We start from the raw sequence: 20,016 nt of genomic DNA, 5'->3' as shown, positions 1-20,016 counted from the left end.
ATATGACGACAATAAAAGGTTTTCCAAAAGGATTTTTATGGGGCGGCGCCATTGCCGCCAACCAAGCAGAAGGCGCTTGGAATGTAGATGGAAAGGGCCCATCTGTTGCTGATATTGCGATGTACAGGTCTAATTTGAGTGTAGAAGATTATGAAGGGCATCTAGCTGTTACTTCTGAAAATATAGATCGAGCGATGAAAGACCCAGATGATAAAAAGTATCCAAAGCGCAGAGGTGTTGATTTCTATCATCACTATAAAGAGGATTTGGCTCTATTTGCTGAAATGGGTTTTAAAACTCTTCGCATTTCTATTGCATGGAGCCGTATCTTTCCAACTGGAGAAGAGAAAGAACCAAATGAAAAAGGACTCCAATTTTACGATCGTTTATTTGCAGAAATGAAAAAACACAACATAGAACCGATTGTGACGCTGTCACATTATGAAATGCCGTTAGCACTGAGCGTGAAATATAATGGCTGGGTTGAAAGAAAAGTCGTTGATCTCTTTGTTAAGTTCGCCAATGTATGTTTTGAACGCTATAAACATGATGTGAAATATTGGCTTACCTTTAATGAAATAGATAGTATTCACCGCCACTCTTTTATTACAGCAGGAATTATTCCTGATCGCTGCCCAGAAGGGAAAGAGGAAGAGACGGTTTATCAAGCACTCCATCATCAATTCATTGCCTCTGCACTTGTAACAGCAGATTGTCATCGCATCATACCAGGCAGTCAAATAGGGTGTATGCTGACAAAATTAACAACGTATCCGCACACTTGTCATCCGAATGATGTGGAGCGGGCATTGAAACAAAACTTAGAAAACTATTTCTATGCAGATGTTCAGGTATTTGGTGAATACCCGCCGCTTATCAAGCGCATGCTTGAGAGAAAAAACATTCATATCCAAATGGAATCAGATGATCTTTCTATTTTAAAAGAAAATACAGTAGATTTTATCTCGTTCAGCTATTATATGTCTTTAACTGAATCAGCTGATGAAGGATTAGAAAAAACGGATGGAAATACCATCCGTGGGGTCAAAAATCCTTACCTTCCATCTACTGATTGGGGATGGCAAATTGATCCGGTTGGTCTGAAAATTTCTTTAATAGAATTATATGATCGTTATCAAAAGCCACTGATCATTGTAGAAAACGGCATGGGTGCAAAAGATGTTGTTGAAAGTGATGGATCAATTCACGATGATTATCGTATTAACTATTTCAAAGAGCATTTCCGCCAAATGAGAGAAGCGGTGGAAGAAGGCGTTGACCTCTTCGGATATACGAGCTGGGGCTCAATTGATATTATTAGTGCAGGTACATCACAGATGTCAAAACGATACGGGTTCATTCATGTAGATCAAGATGACGATGGAAACGGTACATTAAAACGTTCTCGTAAAGACTCATTTTATTGGTACAAAAAGGTCATTGAAACAAATGGTGAATCGCTTGATTGAAAAACCACAATCATGAAAACAGGTGATGACGATGTTTAAAATCAAAAAAGTTTTAAACTCGAGTGTGGTTCTGGCTGAAGATCAGAACCAACAGGAGATGGTTCTATTCGGCCGTGGGATTGGTTATGGACAAAAACCAGGTCAAATGATTGAAGAAAAGAAGGCAGATCAAGTGTTTATGTCTGTCGATAACATGAGAGCGAAGGAATTTCTCCAACTATTAGATTCAATGCCACAAGAGTTTATCGATTTAACTCAGCATATTGTTCAATATGCTGAAAAACGCTTAAACTCAAGTCTGAATTCTGGTGTCTATTTTACCTTGATGGACCACTTGAATTTTGCAGTAGAACGGCACAAGAAGAATATTAATATTACAAATCGAGTATACTGGGAAATCAAAAACTACTATACCGAAGAATTTGAAGTAGGTAATTATGCGCTTGAGTTAGTCAACAATACATTGGGCATACAATTACCAAAGGAAGAAGCGGCCAATATCGCCTTCCATTTAATTAATGCGTTAGGTGAAGAGTCCGATTCCAAAGATGGCATGAAGTATGCCAAGATGATCGGAAGTATTGTGAATCTTGTCCGCTATACGTTGAATATGAAAATGGATCAAGAGAATATTCATTACAGCCGATTTATTACACATGTGAAATTCTTTGTTGAAAGATTTTACGCAAATAAATTATTATCAGATCAAGAAAATGAGTTGTTTGAACAAATTGCACACTTGTATCCTCAAGCGATGGATGTAGCTTTCAAAATCAAAGATTATATTAAACAGGTGCATAGTATTGTTATTCCTAATGACGAACTTACGTATCTGGCGGTACATATTCACCGCCTCATTTCTTATCAAGAACTAAAATAAATGTGGACCACTTGCCTTGTAACGAGGCAAGTGGTTATTTGTATTGTATCGGTTTATGTTCCGATAGGTCGTTCTGTTGGGCCAAGATTTGTATCATTTAACGAATTGTAAGACACCGTTTGTCCGAAAACAACGATGGCTAAAGCGAAAATGAGTAAACTCACTTTTTTCATCATAATTCCTCCAATTAAGTGTAGTGTGTTCTAATTGATAGGCATCCTTCAAAAAGAGGTATGCTTGGTGAATTGAACCTAGCTCTTCAAAGTGTTTGGCAGCTAGTGCACTTAATTCACGGGCACCTTCAACATCTTTTAATTCTTTCAGAATACTGATGTCATCGAAACAGGTTTGAGCTTTTTTGGATATGTCTTCAGTGAAATATAGGTGATAGAGAAAATTCATTTTTGCTGTATAGATGGGGTTTCTGTCTATTTCTTGTTTTTGTTTGACTAATTCAAAATAATAGAGAGCTTGCGACTTTTCATCAATGGAGAGTAGCTCTTTTAGTAACATAAACATGGAGTGTTCGAAATAACAAGATGAAAGGTAGTCATCATCACTAAGAGCCTTTTCTAGGGCATCAATACATTTTTTTGATTCTCCAACTTCGGCATATAGAATACTGATATTGTGATAAAGCTGTGATGCTAAAAAATGATCGTTTAATTGATTTGAGATGTGTAATGCTTTTGTGTAGTAATTCTCAGCTCTTTTGAAATCGCCAATATCCATGAAGTTGGTGGCTGCGATCACAAAAGCTGCTGCCAGTCTTCTTTCATAGCCATCATGACCTTTGAAAATATCGATAGCATTCTGAATATAATGAAGTGAAATCAGGCTTTGGCGAAGCATCATATATAGGTTTGCGACCTTCGTATGGAATTCTGCTACTTCTATTTCATCAGGAATGTTTTGTAGTTTTTTCTCAGCAATTTTAAACAGTCCGATGGCTGATGCATAGTCTCTGTTATATGAAGCGTAAAGGGCTTTATATAGGTAAAAATAATATTCAATTAAGTCGTTTGTTTTAGAAGGGTATTCTAGCACTGTCGGTTCATTCAGTTTTTTACCTCTTCGTTCATATAACATGAGCTTAAACTTGCCTTCTAGCAATGAATAGTAAGTCAAGACCTCCTGATTCTCTTCCATCTCTTGAAGTAATTCCTTTAATTCTGTGTAGATTGTCTTTGCATTGTGCACATCATGCTTACGAATGGCAATTCGCCAATCATTTAAACGGTTCCCCACCTGTTCAGCTGAAATGATTTTCATGGAAATTTCACCTCTTTAACATCCTTTCGCCTGTTTCAATAAAAAACGATATCACAATTTTTGGTAAAATATAATCGTTTCTGGGAGGTGATTGACAGGAGGTAATAAAAAGGACCTTATGTCATGAGATGTACGTTATTGTATTGATGATTTATTGTTTATTCAAATGAGTAAAATCTTTTTTTGGAAGTCTAAAAACGTGATAGATACTATTAGTTTTAAGTTTATGGTCGAAAATACCATCCGAATATATGAAATAAAGCTTTTTTAGCTATGAGAGAAGAACAATGAAAGGTCGATCTAGAAGGGAAAATCAGTTATGATGTTGCTAGATGATTTTGGAAAAGAAACTGGAAGTTACAGAGAAAGGTGAATATCCGAGACAAGTGTTAACCTTTCAGAAAGGATGTTGAAATGAAAAAAAGATTTCAAATGTTAAACTGGCAAATGACAATTGTGATGACGACGCTTTTACTTGTTTTAGTCACTCTTTATATCTCAAAGAGATACTTTTATAGCAAAGAAATTGAGTTGCTGACAGAATCTTGTCAACAAGAAGATGGCAAAATCATACTGGAAACAAATAGTTTGACTATGGATTACTCCTTTGAGTGTAAGAAAAAATAAAACAGGCAGCTTTCTGCCTGTTTGACACCAATTAAAACCCTAAGTTTTGTAACCACTTGTTTAACAAGGCCTCTCGTTTCTCAGCGGTAAAGCGATCGTATTTTCCTAAATTTAAATGGGCTGAAATTTCACCGTCATTCATAAACAAAATTCTTTCAGAGCAAAGGGCCACTTTTGGATCATGGGTGACGAGAAGCAGAGTTGTTCCTTCAGAATTGATTTGTGAAAAAATATCCATGACTTCCTTTGTGGTGCTTGAATTAAGAGCACCTGTGGGCTCATCGGCAAAAAGAATGTTTGGTTCATTCATAAGAGCTCGACAGATAGAGGCTCTTTGGAGCTGTCCTCCTGATACTTCTGATAAATATCTATCAGCTAAATGATCAATATCAAGTTTCTCCATTAAATATTTCGCTCGTTCATTGATTTCTTTTCTCGGCATTTTCTTCGCTAAGTAAGCTGCAGCAATGATGTTATCAAATAGAGTGAGGTTTTTTAGTAAGTGGCTGTGTTGAAAGACGAATCCCATCTCTGATAAGCGTAAAGCTGTTAACTGTTTGTCTGTCATTTCTGATAGCAGTTGACCTTTATATTTGATTTCCCCTCTGGAGGATGTCTCTATACCGCTAAGTTGATAAAGCAAAGAGGTTTTTCCACACCCTGAAGGTCCCATAATGGTGACAAATTCTCCACGTTTAATGGTTAAGTGAATATTTCTAAGAATGGTCTGTTTTTGTCCTTTTAATGAATCAATTTGTAAAGACAATTGCTTCGCTTCAATTAATTGTTCCATGTGAAACATCTCCTTATGAAAGAGTATGACGACTGATTTTACTAGAAAAAAAGGACTTCAATAACCACGAGATGACAGTTAAATTCACTATAAACAGCAGGAGAGGATACACGATCCAAACCCATTTCGGGGCTAACCACTGAAGGCTGGATGCTCCTAATGATGCTCCGCCTGCACTCATCAATGCCGGACCAATAGTATGAACAGCGATTGCTCCAATGAAGGCACCAATAGAGAGAACGACGATAAAACTTGTTAAGTATTGATAGGTTAAATCTTTTTGAGAAAAACCAATCGTCCTTAACAAGTGAGTACGATTTAAATCTTTCGCCCTTAACATGTGCAGAAACATCATTAACATTAGGCTGGCTGTTCCAAAAGCTGCGATGGTTGAAAATAATGCAATCACTTTTACTAGAGATGCGGTGCTTCCTATTGTTTGATGCACATATTCTTTCATATCTGTCACTTTTGCAGGAGACATATTTGTTTCAAGTGCTGCTTTTTTCTCTGCCATATCTATTCCTTGTTTTAATTGTATTTGAATGGTTTTCCAAAGGGATGAATGAGGAAAAGGCTGAGATAATGCTTTAGCTGTTTTCCCTCCGTTGGTGACGTCTTGATAAATGCCGGTAACCATTTTTTGAACTTGCTGTCCATTTGTGGCGAGAGTGACTTTTTCGCCTATCTTTTTCTGAAGTGAGTCAGCACTCAACACCGATAAAGCAATCTCTTCCTCCTTCAACGGTTCCCGTCCTTGTAAATAGGTGAGAGGGAATGCTGATAGATCACCTGTTTCTAAATAGAGCGTTTCTAATGTATTCTCCATTGTTTTGGCTTGTAGAGAAGTGGTTTCATAGACGGCAGATGTTTGAATGTCTTGGTCTTCGCTAATCATAGACTCTATTTTATTTGTACTTTTCTCTAAATCATTTCCCTGCCGAATATCAATTCGAAGGTCACTTTTTCCAGAGCCAAGATATGTGATGAAATCTGGTGATTGTAATGTGTACCATAACTGAATCGGCATTAACATTAAAAATGTACAAAGCGCAATAATACAGGTAATTGTTGAATACATCTTTATTCGCGAGAACAGATCTTTCAAGCCAAACCAAAAATTGACTGGGAGGAATCTGTTTTTCTGGAGGTGCATAGGAATTTGTTTTTTACGGCTTGGTGAGCTTATGCCGCCTTGAATAGCTTGAGCGGCTGATATTTGACCAAATCTCCTTAGGACAGTATAGCTGAATGAGATGACGATCATTGCCGTCAAAATTGACACCAAAAGCGGAATCACCTGATGAATAAAAGAGAAGCGATTCCCCATATATTGCTGAATATTGGCTGTAAACAAATCACCAAACATGAGTGTCATCAAATATCCTGCTATACACCCTATACAGGCAAGCACAGCATACTTCCCAACGTATAATTGTTTGATTTTTGATAAAGGGATTCCTAGTACTTTTAAGATTCCAATTTCACGTTCATCCTCTTCTATAGCGGCGGTCATAGCGAGACGAAGAGAGAGGAGGGAAATGCTAATGAGCAGAAAGCAAACAAGAAGGAGAATGGCGATCACCATACCATCTGTTAGGGCATTCAGCATGCGAAGCAGGGGTAATGTGACAGCAGGCCCCTGTTGTGGCAGCTCAGATGATTGATAGAGTGATTGAAAAGCATCTGCTTGACTAGCATCATGCAATAAAAATTCAATTAAGTACTCCTTTTTTTGAAACACTTGATTCAGTGCTACCCAGTCCGCATCATGCAGAAGAAACCTCTTTGAACTGACAAGACTTGGATTCATTTGGGCATCTCGTAAGAACGTTTTGATTTGAAAAGAGAATTGATGAGAGCCTTTTGAAATGAGTAACCTTTCGCCAATCTTTAAATGGTATTTTTGTTGAAAATAAATAGGGACTGCTACTTCTCCTTTATTTACAGTGAGCTTTTCATTTCGTTCGTTTAAAAGGAAATCAAAATAGCGATTTTGCTTTACAAATAAATGATCCATCACACCCGCTTGAGCAGGCTCCTGCCCGAACTTGATGCTGACGTGTTCGATCGGAATCATTGGAACAATTTGATGTGCCTTCACCATCGACTGTTTACTTGAAAATATATCGACCGCTTTTTCATCTAAGCTGCCATCGTGCATTTGGACAAAGTCTGGTGCTTTGGCTGATTGGAGTAGATCAGAAATGGAACCATTCAGCTGGGCCGTCATTTGCGCAGCGCTTGTTGCTAAAAATGATGTCATCATGATGCAAAGGGTTAAGCCGATTGAAATGAGACGGTGGCGGGTTAGGTCTTTCTTGATAAACGTCAATCTCATGAGGCTGATTCTCCTTCGTGTCGAAGCATATTTTTTGTAAGGAAGGCAAGTGCAAACATCAAGGCACTGACGATTAACACGGTCACATACATGCTAGCGGCAAAAGTGTTGAACAAGAACCCGTACATCATTTGACCGAGCGGTGCAGCACATTGAGAGACCATTGTTAGATTGGCCATGACTTTTCCTAATTGAGCATTGGGTGTTTTCTTTTGCACATGTGAGATGACAACGATCGAAATCATGGTGAGCAGCATGGCAATTGGGAGACACCCTGCTAAAAAGAGAAAATAGGCTGGAAATGTACCAAATTGAAGAGCCATCTTGGATGTTGAAAAAGCAACAGGCAGCAAAATGACTGCGATGACGAGCAGCCAGCGATACAAAGTAGGAATCCGCCAATGTTTCGCTACAAGACCAACTAGCAGGGCGCCTGCGATGACGGCAAACTCAATGATGCCCATTCCTATTCCATACATGATGTCACTGCTTTTCATTGTGACCCTTAAAATAATGGGACCTCCAACGATAAAAAATGGTGTGAGGATGAAATTTAGTAGCGCTGCAAGCAGCATGGCTCTTTTTAAAAATGACTGGCTTCCGATATAGGAAAAGCCTTGTTTCATATCTTTCAAGAGTACTTTGGTCATCGGTTCTGCGAGTGGGCTAGGTGAGAAAGAGATATTTAACCGTAAAAGCATGCATGCTGATAGAAAAAATACAATGCTGCTAACGCCTATGATGACCTGGCTCCCAATGAGTCCGTATAAAACGCCGCCAATGATAGGAGCGACAACACCTGAAAGGGCCTGTACGCCATTCACGATGCCATTCGCTTGTTCTAATTTTTCTTCTTTCACTAGCTGAGGAATACTGGACATCACAGCAGGAGCATAAAACGTACTCATGACACCAAGGAGAATCATGACGGCTCCAATCATATAAAGTGAATCATGACCTGAAAATAACCAGAAATAAAAAGACAGAATCATAATGCCAGTAAGAACATCAAATAAAATCATCAAATTTCTTCTGTTAAACCGGTCAGCAATTGCTCCTGCTAATGGCGAAAGGAGGAGCGGGATATTGGATAAAGCGAAAAGCAGAGCATATAAATCAACACGATGTGTCATATCCAAGACGTGTAAAGATAGAACAAAACGAATCAAGGAAGACCCGAAAACGGAAATAATTTGCCCGAGAACGAGATAGATAAAATGGGTGGAGCCATTTTTGGCTGATAACGACATGAAAATCACTCTCCTTTTAGACCGACCGTCAGTCTATAATGTATGCAGGATTGGTATTGAAGTGACCAATCACTGATTATTGTCTTCCGGTTCTCCAGTTAAACGTTGGAGAAGGAAGGAGAAACTTCCCTTTTCTGCATGTAATGAGGCTTCAAGGATTGCGATAAATGCTAGAGCTCGTTGTATGCTTTCCGCTGTGGTCCATTGGAAAAGTCCCTCATCAAAGATAACCTGTGCAGAAGCGAGGAGAAATTCGACAGTTTCTTGCGGGTAATCTGTTTGAAATATCCCTTCTTCTACCCCTTGCTGAATGACTTCTGCTAAAACGGGTGATAGCTCTGTAATGGCTTTGATCAAGCTTTTTTGATGCATCTCTGCATTAGCAGGCTGATGAAATTGTTCAATCATGCCTTCTTTATGGCTGCCCTGTTTAGGAGATTGTGCCATGATGATGCGAAATAATTTATCAACCACTGAGATATCTGGATCAGCGGCAATACGCTTTGCCTCGATGATATCTGCCTTTATGATCCGATCAATGATTGCATCCATCACTTCTTCTTTGGAAGTAAAGTAATAATAGAATGTGCCTTTTGCAATGCCAACGGCTTTGAGGATGTCAATAATCGTGGTTTGCTGATAGCCTTTGGTTGAAAAAAGCTTCTCTGCTGCATTTAAGATGTCATTTTTGCGTTCCTCAGGATGTTTAACGGTTCTCATAAAGCCATCCTTTCTTTTGATTAGACTGTCGGTCGGTCCCTTGATTTGATTAAACACTTTTTGGCGTATCTTTGTCAACGGCTGTTTTTTGAAGCTTTGCATTTATTGTGCAATGACACTATGATACATTGAATGAAAACCCCTTCAGGAGAGATGCTGAATGCAATTTTTAACCAGTGAATTGGCGCAAGAGATGGTTGAACGTACGATGCATATTTTACATCAAAACATCAATGTCATGAATGCAGATGGTGTCATTATTGGGTCTGGTGAACGAAAAAGGATTGGACAAAAACATGATGGAGCACGTCTAGTGCTGTCAAGCGGAGATAGTGTGGAGATTGATCAGGAGACATCCCGCCGCTTAAAAGGCGTGAGACCTGGAATCAATCTGCCTATTTGCTTTCGGGAACAAGTTGTTGGTGTCATTGGGATTACGGGTGAACCAGAGGGCATTCGTCATCATGCCGAGATGGTGAAAATGGCAGCTGAGCTCGTATTAGAGCAGTCTTTTCTACTTGAACGCTTCCAGTGGCGGCAGCGAATAGAGAGTGAAATTGTGAATCAGCTCATCTCCGAGTCTGACATGGGTGATCATCAGCTGAAGCACCGTGCTGACTGGCTTGGAATGGATTTAGACAAGCGGCGAATGGCTATTGTTTTTCAGCCAATTCCATCGTCTGAGGACACTGTACACAAAATGATGCATGCCATTCAATACGATAAGAATGCGGATGATTTACTAGGCATGACCTTCCGTCATGAATTGATCCTGTTAAGACAGCCGATATGTGACCATCAACTCAAGCATGTGATCGAACAGCTACAGCAAACAATGGCAGGTGCAGTTGATGGACAAGTGCTAGTGGGTGTAGGAACTGTCGCTGAGGACATGAGTCAATTACCGTTGTCCTTTCAGCATGCGAGAGAAGCCCTGCGGTTAGGAAAGGTGCTCCATCCAGAGGAAAGCATATATGTTTTTGAATCTTATCAGCTTGAAAGCTTGTTTATAAAAGCGAGAGCCGCCAAAGAGGGCAAACGGTGGAGTGATTTTTATCATCCGCTGATACAAGAAACGGAACTCGTTCAAACGTTAAAGGTTTACATTGAAGAGGGCGGGGATTTACAAAGAATCGTTGATCGTCTATTTATTCACCGTAATACACTGCGATATCGTTTAGATAAAATCCAGGCATTGACCGGAAAAGATCCTCGTCATGTGAAACAGTTGATGGAGCTGTACATAGCACAATTGGACAATCAACTGTCTTAATTGTGCATTTGCACAACTGGATGAAGAAATAAATAAAAGAAGTTCATCTAGATTCACAACTCGATCCCGATGGGTAAACGCTTACAATTAAGAAAAGACAATCAGGAGGGATGGAGTATGGGTGGAGATGTGACAGTGAGTACATTGGGCGCATTGACTGCGCTTGTGATCGCTATTGTTCTCATTCTAAAAAAAGTATCACCTGCTTATGGCATGCTGGCAGGCGCATTTATTGGCGGTTTGGTTGGCGGTGTAGATGTTGTGCAGACCGTGAACGTCATGATGGAAGGCGCAAAGGACATGATTCCGGCTGTTCTTCGAATCATGGCGGCAGGTGTACTGGCAGGGGTTTTAATTGAGTCGGGTGCTGCGTTATCTATTGCGGAGGCCATCGTGAAAAAGCTTGGAGAGGCGAGGGCACTTTTAGCACTCGCACTTGCAACAATGATTTTAACAACGGTGGGTGTTTTTGTAGATGTAGCAGTCATTACAGTAGCACCAATCGCACTTGCCATTGCCAAGCGTGCAAAACTTTCTAAAACGGGGATTTTACTTGCGATGATTGGAGGAGGGAAGGCAGGGAATATCATGTCACCGAATCCGAATGCCATTGCAGCCTCTGATGCTTTTGGTGTCCCGCTTACTTCTCTGATGGCGGCAGGTGTCATACCGGCTATTTTCGGGATAGCCGTCACGTATGTATTAGCCAAAAAGCTTGCGAATAAAGGGACACCTGTTTTGGAAGAGGGAACAGACCAAGGCGAGGTTCAAGTACCTGGTTTTCTACAAGCGCTTGTTGGCCCGCTTGTGACCATTCTCTTGTTAGCCTTAAGACCGTTGTTTCAAATAAATATTGATCCGATGATTGCCTTACCAATAGGAGGAATTGTAGGCGCTCTTTTCATGAAAAAAGGGAAGTTTCTCAATGATTATGCGATGTCAGGGCTGCATAAAATGTCAGGTGTAGCGATCATGTTACTAGGTACAGGCACATTAGCTGGAATTGTATCGAATTCTTCCATGAAAGAGGTATTTATTCAGGTGCTTGACGCTTCGGGATTACCTCCTTACTTGCTTGCACCAACGTCTGGAATTTTTATGTCGGCAGCCACAGCTTCGACAACTGCAGGGACGGCAGTTGCAAGTGGTGTATTTAGCGGAACTCTTATTGGTCTTGGTGTATCTGCCCTTTCAGGCGCAGCTATGATTCACGCTGGCGCAACTGTGCTAGACCATATGCCACACGGAAGCTTTTTCCATGCAACGGCTGGAAGTGTTCAAATGGATATAAAAGAACGGTTGAAATTAATGCCCTTTGAATCGTTAATTGGTTTGACATTAACCGTTGTATCGACCATTATCTTTGGTATTTTCCAGCTGTTCGGCTGAGGACTTAATGAGAAACGAGGGGTTTTTGGATGAAAATTGTGATCGCACCAGATTCATTTAAAGAAAGTTTATCTGCTTATGAGACAGCATGTGCCATTGAACGAGGATTTCGCTCTATTTTGCCAGATGCAGAATATATGAAAATCCCAATGGCAGATGGAGGAGAAGGCACAGTTCAATCGTTAGTGGATGCGACAGGCGGAACCATTGTCAAGCAAGTGGTCACAGGCCCGCTTGGCAAACCTGTGGATGCCTTTTTTGGTATGTTGGGAGATGGTCAGACAGCTGTCATAGAGATGGCAGCAGCATCAGGATTACATCTTGTCCCGCCAGAAAAACGGAACCCCTTATTCACGACGTCTAGAGGGACAGGAGAATTAATGCTTGCAGCGCTGGATAAAGGAGCGAAGCATTTAATCATTGGGCTTGGTGGAAGCGCAACAAATGATGGTGGCGTTGGCATGATGCAAGGTTTAGGGGCTTTTTTTCTCGATAAAGCAGGCCAAGACCTCACGCCGGGCGGTGGATCACTGAATCAATTAGCTTCTATTGATCTATCTCGACTGGATCCAAGATTGCAATCTGTCCGTCTGGAAGTGGCGTGTGATGTGGATAATCCTTTAACGGGTGAAAGAGGAGCGTCTGCTGTGTTCGGTCCTCAAAAGGGAGCAGATACAGAAATGGTTCAACTGTTGGACAAGAATTTATCTCATTTAGCACAAGTGGCTAAGCAGCATCTTCATGTCTCCTTTGGTGATGCGGCAGGTGCAGGAGCGGCAGGAGGACTTGGTGCGAGTTTATTAGGCTTTTTACAGGCTGATCTGCAAAAGGGAATTGATATTGTACTGAAAGCCGTACATTTTGCTGACGTACTAAAGGACGCTGACCTAGTCATTACAGGGGAAGGGCGGATTGATCAACAGACCATTTACGGCAAAACGCCAATCGGTGTAGCCAAAGCTGCGAAACAATATGGACTCCCTGTCATTGGTATCGCTGGGTCCCTCTCAAAAGACAGTGCAGTCGTACATGATCATGGCATTGATGCACTTTTTAGTATTGTCCCTGGCGTCACGACTCTGGCTGAAGCCATGCATGATGCTAGTGTGTATGTAGAGAGAACAGCAAGGAATATTGCGGCTGTCATGACATTTGGAAGAGATAAGTAAATGATGAAAAATGTTTCCTTTTCTATCACATTCCTTTCTATAGAAATGTGGTAAAATGGTTCTAAATGAAAAAGAAAGTTGGAGGAAACACAAATGTCTAATCTACCGAATTGTCCATCGTGCAGTTCAACCTATACATACGAGGATGGCAGCATGCTTATTTGTCCTGAATGTGCGCATGAGTGGTCGCTAGAACAAGAACAAGTGGCAGAGGAGCAGCTTGTTGTCAAAGATGCGAATGGAAATCTATTAAGTGATGGTGACACGGTCACTGTGATTAAAGATTTAAAAGTCAAAGGTTCTTCTTCGGTTTTAAAAATAGGAACGAAGGTCAAAGGGATTCGTTTAGTCGAAGGCGATCATAACATTGATTGTAAAATTCCTAGCTTTGGCGCGATGAAGTTAAAATCGGAGTTTGTGAAGAAAGTATAATATATGAAAAGAGGCTGTCGATCATCAGCCTCTTTTTTATTTCGATATTTATAGGTGAAAGGTATAATCTTAAACATCATTTCATACATATGTACCTATTGAAAATCATTCTTTTTTTAAAAAAATCAAACCTCTTTTCTTATAAAAATTCACGCTTTTCTTAACTCTACCTTAAAAAAGGCAGATGATTCTCTAAATTTTGCCTAATCCCCTTCACAACTTTTGGGCATTGCTGTACCATATGGAAGTGTTCTTCTATTTTTGACGGATCATGGTGTTTATCAGGAAATAGATGATAGATGATACTTAGACAAAGAAGGAGAGGTAACGTGACGAACGTTTTAGAACTGCAAAATGTATCTAGGCATATTCGGGGGAAAAAGATTGTTCAAGACTTGAGTTTCTCTGTCCAAGCGGGCGAAGTCTTTGGCTTCTTAGGGCCGAATGGCGCAGGAAAAACGACAACCATTCGCATGATGGTCGGTCTTTCTCCCATTACATCCGGTGACATTCTGATTAATGGCCATAGTATTCAAACCTCATATCAGCATGCCATCCAAGATGTCGGTGCAATTATTGAAAATCCAGAAATGTATAATCATTTAACGGCAAGACAAAACCTTGTTCATTTTGCCAGAATGAATGGAAAAGTGGATGAAGGTCGAATTGATGAACTACTAGAACTAGTTAGTTTGCAGCATGTGAAACATAAGCGTGTCCGTACGTTTTCATTAGGAATGAAGCAGCGTTTGGGGATTGCTCAGGCATTGATACATAAACCGAAACTGCTAATCTTAGATGAGCCGACCAATGGACTAGATCCAGAGGGAATTCGTATGATACGAGATTACTTGAGAAGGCTGGCAAAGGAAGAAGGACTTGCTGTCATTGTTTCAAGTCATCTCATGTCAGAAATGGAATTGATGTGTGATCGTTTCGCCATTATCCAAAAAGGAAAGCTGATTGCGATTGAGGATCAGCGTGCGGAGACGAAGCAGGATGATTTGGTCAATTATCGAATGAAAGTAGCATCAAGTGAGCTTGAAGAAGCTCAAAAGCTCATTGAAGCATTTGAGGAAGGCATCACAGTTAGAGAAGAGGAGCAGTACTTATTCTTCTCCATCCTAGAAGAGAAAATGCCACAATTGATTCGTCATTTGAGTGAAGCTTCTATTCATTTGTACGAAATCAAAATAGAAAAACAAACCTTAGAAGATAAGTTCTTAAGCTTAACAGGTAAAAAGGAGGCAGACGTATGATTCGCCTCATTCAAAACGAGTGGATGAAAATCAGTTATCGTGTGGGTACTTGGATTATGGTTGGGCTTCTTGTTTTAGGTATGATTGCGACGTTGATTTTTGCTGTTAAGACAAATGACGGAGATCAAGCATCCGGTGATTGGAAAACTGAGTTGCAAGAAATCAATAAAGCAAATAAGAAAGAATTGAAAGAGGATAATATAGGATTTTACAAGAGATCCCTTGAAACCGATATAGCGATCAATGAGTATCGAATCAAACATGATTTACCTCCAGCCGATCAATTCGGTAAAAATGCATGGACTTATGTGAAAACAAATGCTAATTTGCTTCAGCTGGTCGGTGTATTTGTGATTATTATTGCAGCCACAATTGTCTCGGCTGAATATAAGCATGGTACAATTAAATTATTACTGATTCGTCCGCCATCCAGGTTGAAGGTTCTTTTGTCTAAATACTTTACCGTTCAACTATATTCACTTTTCTTGATCGCTGTCCTATTTATCTTATCCTTTATCTTAGGTGCGATATTCTTTGGACTAAACCATGATTATGTGTATTTGGCTTATCAAAATGGTGAAGTCATTGAACGGTCTCAGTTTGCAAATATGGTCTCTTATTATTTGGCGCATTGTGCTATGTTTGTTGTATTAGGGACACTTTCTTTTGCCATCTCAACGGTGTTTAGAAGTGAGGCCATTTCCATAGCGATTAGTGTCTTAGCCTATGTTGTCGGAGCATCTATCACAAGCATTTTGATGTTCTTCTTTGATTGGGCGAAATACTTATTGTTTGCCAACGATCCTGTACAGTATTTCGCAGAAACACCTACTTATATCGAAGGCATGTCCCTAGGATTCTCACTAACGGTCCTAGTCATTTATTGGGCCATCTTCTTGGCGGTTGCTTTAATCGTCTTCCAAAAGCGAGAAGTAAAAACAGGTTAATTTAACTTTTTAGGAGGTTTCTATCAATGATTAAGCGTAAAGGTGAAAAAATTATGGGGATTATCAGTATTGTCCTCAACGTAATTGGTGTTGGTTTTGGGGCGTTGATGCTTTCTGTGGACCCAGCAGTTTATGAAGAATTGAATGAAGTGTTAAAAGAGGAAGGCAGCGCCTTGCCAGTTGAAACACTCGAGGCATCGGTTCATGCCTTTGGCGTTCAGTTTATGGTTGTTTCCGCAATTGCGGCTGTTTTAGCCCTTGTTGGTGTGATTGTTTTGAAAACAGACCGCCGTGCCGTGCTTTCTGGTATTCTTTTCTTGGTTTCCGCTGTGACTCTTTTAATTGGAACTGTTGGTCTTGCTTTCGTTCCGATGATCTTGTTGCTAATCGTTGGATTGATGTCACTCATTAGAAAACCGAAAACAGACATTCACACGAGTGAATATCCTTCATAATTCAAAAGAAAAAGACATGCGCTGGTTTGCGCATGTCTTTCTTTTTATATGATGCCAATCAGTTTGGCGATGATGAGTAAAACGATACTGAACCCCCACATCCAAAAGAAGGAGTAGCGGATATGTTTCCCCATATCGACCCCTGCAAGACCGATGGCAAGCCATACAGCAGGTGCAAGGGGGCTCACAAAGGTGCCGATGATATTTCCAATCATCATGGCGTATGCCGCAGATGTCCCTGACACGCCAACCTCTGATGTAATCGATTCGACAATCGGCAGAAGTGCATAATAATAGGCATCCGTACTTGTCAGCATATCAAGCGGAACCCCAAATATCCCCACAATGATATGTAAAAATGGCAGTAAGAAAGCTGGCAAAATGTGAATACTGTCCACTGCAATCGCCTTCAGCATGCCCGTTCCTTCAAGAATTCCTAAAAAAGAACCTGCGGAGAAAATTACAGCTGCCATCATTAGTGCACTCGGGGCATGCGCCTTAATTCGCTCCATTTGTACATTTACATTTGGAAAGTTAATCAGAAGTGCTAGTGAAAGACCAATCATAAACATATAACTAGCAGGAATCACGTTCAGCACGAGAAGGACAACAACAGCTAAAAATAGAATGAGGTTGACCCACATTAAGTGATAACGCTTTAAAGACGCATCGCCTGTTTCGCTGATCGATTGAATAGCACGATCCCAATCGGCGCCTTCTAATTGGACAGCAGCTATTTCATTTGCTGCGATTTTCACCCGAATTCGTTTTTCTTCTCTTTTTCCTAAAATGAATGCCATTCCTAATACGAGCACGACCCCGATCAGCTGAATGGGAATAAGCGGTACCCACAGTTCAGATGGGTCCATATTTAGGACACTAGCTGCCCGTCCTGTGGGGCCAGCCCATGGAATCATATTGGTTAATCCAGCACTCGTCCCGATTAACAATAGCAATAAATAAGGACTCATATGTAATTTTTTATAAAGTGGAAGCAGTGCAGGTACAGTTAATAAAAAGGTTGTAGCGCCTGCTCCGTCTAAGTGTGCGATGACTCCAATCAAGGCAGTTCCCATCGCAACTGTGACAACATTCCCTTTTGTCAGCTTGATTAACGCTTTAATTACAGGTTCAAAGAACCCTGTATCTTGTAAAATGCCAAAAAATAAAATGGCGAAGATAAACATGGTCGCCACTGGCAAAACTTTGATAATCCCTTGTTCAAAGAAAGTTTGAATGTCATTGATACCAAATCCTGCGATGAGCGCCCCTATTAAAGGCACCATGACCATGGCGACAATTGGACTTGCTTTCCCCCAAATCAGCAAAACAACAATCGTTAAAATAATCAACAATCCAACAAACGTTAACATAAGCCCCTCCCCCTACAATAAACCGTTTACATTTGTTTGTTTTTTTACCAATGCAATCCCACATTTGCATTGAAAAAAAGAGTATCAAAAATATGAGTATTAGGCAACCGCTTTCATACCTATACAATGGTAAAAAAGGATGGCGAGGCCAATCATGGTGCGGTGTTCAATATGTCAAAAAATTTAGATAAAAAATAATACTTCTATTGACAATCTACTACCGGGAAAAAATATATAGGTATTTAGATTCAACAAAAAGTAAAAAGCGCCCTTTGGATGGACGCTTCTTTCACACTATTTTTTCAAAATAACGTATTCGTAAGGATTCAGTTGTAACCGTTGAGATGTATGCTGTCCAGTCAGCATATTTTCATAGCTTTCCGATGAATCTAGTGAAATGTTCTGTTGCTGTTCTGTAAAATTCATCATGAACACAAAGTCCTGCGATCCATCTGTTCGTTTTTGGACGCTGACTCCCTCTGGAATTGAAGAAGAGAGGATCGGCTTTATCCCTATTCCTGTGATGAGATCTTCGTAAAAATCATCATAAAACGCTTGCTCATTTTCAGAAGCCATATAGTATGCTTTCCCTTTGCCAAATGGACGGACAGTAAGGGCAGGCTGTCCTTCATAGCAGCCATTCTCAAAATGCCCTAACACAGAGGCTGATTCTGGGTGAATGGATTCGCAATATTGCCCGACATGGTAGGTGCGTCCATTTCCTGTGGTCATTAAAACGTGTTCATCTGGCATCAATGTGTTGATTTCCTCTGCCCAAACACCAAGTACATGGCGGAGAGGGCCAGGGAAACCACCGAGGAAACAGAGGTCGTTTTCATCAACCATGCCGCTCCAGTACGTTGCCACAAAAATGCCACCCTCTTTGACAAATGCTTCGATCTTTTCTGCCACGCCTGGTTTGATCATGTAGAGCATTGGTCCAACAAGCACTCGATAAGATGAGAAATCCTTTTCCATCCCGACAATATCAACAGGGATACCCTTTTTCCAGAAACTGCGATAGTGAGTTTGGCAAGCCTCTACATAGCGTTTGTTGGTATTATTTAAGCCTTGCGCATCATCAATTGCCCAATGGTTTTCCCAATCATATATGATGGCGACCTCTGGTTGAACGGATGTACCCGCAATCGGCTGAAGCTGCTCCAGCTGTTTTCCTAAATCAGCGACTTCTTGAAACACACGCGTGTGTTCATGTCCTGAATGATCCACAACAGCGCCGTGGAATTTTTCAGAGGCGCCCCGGCCTTGTCTCCACTGGAAATAAAGGACGGAGTCGGACCCGTGGGCAATCGCCTGCATGGCAGAGAGGTGTGCCATTCCTTTATGCTTCACCTTATTCACTTCATGCCAGTTCACGAGGCTTGGTGTGCTTTCCATCACAAGAAACGGCTGACCGCCCTTTAATGAACGATACAAATCGTGAACGAAGGCGACGTTTGACGCTAATTCTGCAGTGGATTCTCTGCCGCTATGCCATGCTGGATAGCTATCCCATGAGATCACGTCGACTTCTTTTGCAAATTGATGATAGTCCAGTCCAAGGAATGGACGCATATGTGGATAGTCGCCCATAAAATTGGTGGTTACTGGCACATGAGGTGTTAATTCTCGTAGCGGTTCAATTTCATTTTGATAAAAATTGATCGTTTGCGCTGTGACAAAACGCTTCCAATCGAGGTTCATGCCGTGAATCATGTGCTCCCCGTGAGGTGCTGGTGACTCGATTTGTGACCAATCGGTAAAGGTGTGGCTCCAAAATCCCGTCCACCATGCTTGATTCAAAGCTTCAAGGTCATGGTTGTATTTGTCTTTCAAATAGTCTCTAAATGCTTCTTGGCAAAGATCACAATGACATTCGCCGCCGTATTCATTTGAAATGTGCCACATGATCAGCGCTGGATGGTCCTTGTAGCGTTCAGCAAGCAAACGATTGAGTGTATTCGTTTTTTCTCGATAAACCGGTGAGGTGAAGCAATGATTATGGCGAAGTCCGTGTAAGTTGCGCTGGCGGTTTGCTTCAACGCGTAAGACTTCTGGATATGTTTGCGAGAGCCAAGCAGGTCTTGCTCCGCTTGGCGTGGCGAGAATGGCGTGAGCTCCCTGCGCTGCCAAGCGGTCCATGATATCATCCAGCCAGGCAAAATCATATTCCCCTTCTTTTGGCTCGAGCTTGCTCCAAGCGAAAATGTTGATAGAGAATGTTTGACAGTGTGCAAGCTTCATTAATCGAAAATCTTCGTCAATGATCTCCGGCATATGAAGCCATTGATCAGGATTATAGTCGCCACCATGCAAAAAGCCTTTCACATTTGGGTGAACGAGTGGGTAACGCTTTCCCATTTTGTC

The 20,016-nt window shown here is 40.9% G+C and carries 16 protein-coding genes; 9 read left to right on the top strand and 7 right to left on the bottom strand.

The window, feature by feature from the left end; translation table 11 throughout:
• Window positions 1–2 precede the first annotated feature (2 nt).
• Together NSQ70_RS18395 and NSQ70_RS18390 are read left to right on the top strand one after the other, a co-directional pair.
• Window positions 3–1,469, top strand: a complete 1,467-nt coding sequence (locus NSQ70_RS18395; RefSeq protein ID WP_342502345.1) for a glycoside hydrolase family 1 protein — start codon at window positions 3–5, stop codon at window positions 1,467–1,469.
• Between the two features lie 31 nt (window positions 1,470–1,500).
• Window positions 1,501–2,349: a PRD domain-containing protein gene (locus tag NSQ70_RS18390; RefSeq protein WP_008347382.1), complete on the top strand. Its 849-nt coding sequence runs from the start codon at window positions 1,501–1,503 to the stop codon at window positions 2,347–2,349.
• A 93-nt stretch (window positions 2,350–2,442) separates the two neighbouring features.
• Here the strand turns inward: NSQ70_RS18390 and NSQ70_RS18385 are convergent, their stop codons facing one another.
• The 5 genes from NSQ70_RS18385 to NSQ70_RS18365 all read right to left on the bottom strand — a co-directional run bounded on the left by NSQ70_RS18385 (window position 2,443) and on the right by NSQ70_RS18365 (window position 9,352).
• Entirely contained in the window at window positions 2,443–3,621 is a 1,179-nt protein-coding gene (locus NSQ70_RS18385) for an aspartate phosphatase (protein WP_024720457.1), read from the bottom strand.
• Between the two features lie 658 nt (window positions 3,622–4,279).
• Window positions 4,280–5,041: an ABC transporter ATP-binding protein gene (locus NSQ70_RS18380; RefSeq protein ID WP_025208278.1), complete on the bottom strand. Its 762-nt coding sequence runs from the start codon at window positions 5,039–5,041 to the stop codon at window positions 4,280–4,282.
• Between the two features lie 13 nt (window positions 5,042–5,054).
• Window positions 5,055–7,382: an ABC transporter permease gene (locus tag NSQ70_RS18375; RefSeq protein ID WP_342502344.1), complete on the bottom strand. Its 2,328-nt coding sequence runs from the start codon at window positions 7,380–7,382 to the stop codon at window positions 5,055–5,057.
• A complete protein-coding gene (locus NSQ70_RS18370) occupies window positions 7,379–8,632 on the bottom strand; it encodes an MFS transporter (protein WP_251210615.1) in 1,254 nt (417 codons plus the stop codon). Before NSQ70_RS18370 ends, NSQ70_RS18375 begins: the two co-directional genes overlap by 4 nt.
• Before the next feature lie 69 nt (window positions 8,633–8,701).
• A complete protein-coding gene (locus NSQ70_RS18365) occupies window positions 8,702–9,352 on the bottom strand; it encodes a TetR/AcrR family transcriptional regulator (RefSeq protein ID WP_008347371.1) in 651 nt (216 codons plus the stop codon).
• Window positions 9,353–9,512: 160 nt separating this feature from the next.
• Between NSQ70_RS18365 and NSQ70_RS18360 the strand changes: the two genes are divergently transcribed.
• From NSQ70_RS18360 to NSQ70_RS18330, 7 genes are all read left to right on the top strand, one after another.
• Window positions 9,513–10,625 carry a sugar diacid recognition domain-containing protein gene (locus tag NSQ70_RS18360; RefSeq protein WP_058337137.1) on the top strand — a complete coding sequence of 371 codons (1,113 nt, stop codon included), beginning with the start codon at window positions 9,513–9,515 and terminating at the stop codon, window positions 10,623–10,625.
• Window positions 10,626–10,742: 117 nt separating this feature from the next.
• On the top strand, window positions 10,743–12,014 hold the full coding sequence (locus NSQ70_RS18355; RefSeq protein ID WP_056703976.1) for a GntP family permease: 1,272 nt from the start codon (window positions 10,743–10,745) through the stop codon (window positions 12,012–12,014).
• Between the two features lie 29 nt (window positions 12,015–12,043).
• Window positions 12,044–13,183 (top strand): glycerate kinase, encoded by a 1,140-nt coding sequence (locus NSQ70_RS18350; protein ID WP_342502343.1) that lies wholly within the window; start codon window positions 12,044–12,046, stop codon window positions 13,181–13,183.
• A 93-nt stretch (window positions 13,184–13,276) separates the two neighbouring features.
• Complete coding sequence (locus tag NSQ70_RS18345) at window positions 13,277–13,615, top strand: zinc ribbon domain-containing protein YjdM (RefSeq protein WP_039962846.1); 339 nt, start codon at window positions 13,277–13,279, stop codon at window positions 13,613–13,615.
• A 329-nt stretch (window positions 13,616–13,944) separates the two neighbouring features.
• Window positions 13,945–14,874 (top strand): ABC transporter ATP-binding protein, encoded by a 930-nt coding sequence (locus tag NSQ70_RS18340; RefSeq protein ID WP_008347360.1) that lies wholly within the window; start codon window positions 13,945–13,947, stop codon window positions 14,872–14,874.
• A complete protein-coding gene (locus NSQ70_RS18335; protein ID WP_047946708.1) occupies window positions 14,871–15,821 on the top strand; it encodes an ABC transporter permease in 951 nt (316 codons plus the stop codon). Before NSQ70_RS18340 ends, NSQ70_RS18335 begins: the two co-directional genes overlap by 4 nt.
• A gap of 26 nt (window positions 15,822–15,847) precedes the next feature.
• Window positions 15,848–16,276, top strand: coding sequence for a DUF4064 domain-containing protein (locus NSQ70_RS18330; RefSeq protein ID WP_024720447.1), 429 nt, complete (start codon window positions 15,848–15,850; stop codon window positions 16,274–16,276).
• 44 nt (window positions 16,277–16,320) lie between these two features.
• On the opposite strand, the gene NSQ70_RS18325 is transcribed toward NSQ70_RS18330, so the two are convergent.
• Entirely contained in the window at window positions 16,321–17,649 is a 1,329-nt protein-coding gene (locus NSQ70_RS18325) for a citrate:proton symporter (protein ID WP_024720446.1), read from the bottom strand.
• 294 nt (window positions 17,650–17,943) lie between these two features.
• Window positions 17,944–20,010: a beta-galactosidase gene (locus NSQ70_RS18320; protein WP_342502342.1), complete on the bottom strand. Its 2,067-nt coding sequence runs from the start codon at window positions 20,008–20,010 to the stop codon at window positions 17,944–17,946.
• Window positions 20,011–20,016 lie beyond the last annotated feature (6 nt).

Origin of the sequence: Bacillus sp. FSL R5-0397, from assembly GCF_038593395.1 — a bacterium.
Taxonomy (GTDB): domain Bacteria; phylum Bacillota; class Bacilli; order Bacillales; family Bacillaceae; genus Bacillus; species Bacillus altitudinis.
This window is presented reverse-complemented; position numbering and strand designations above follow the sequence as displayed.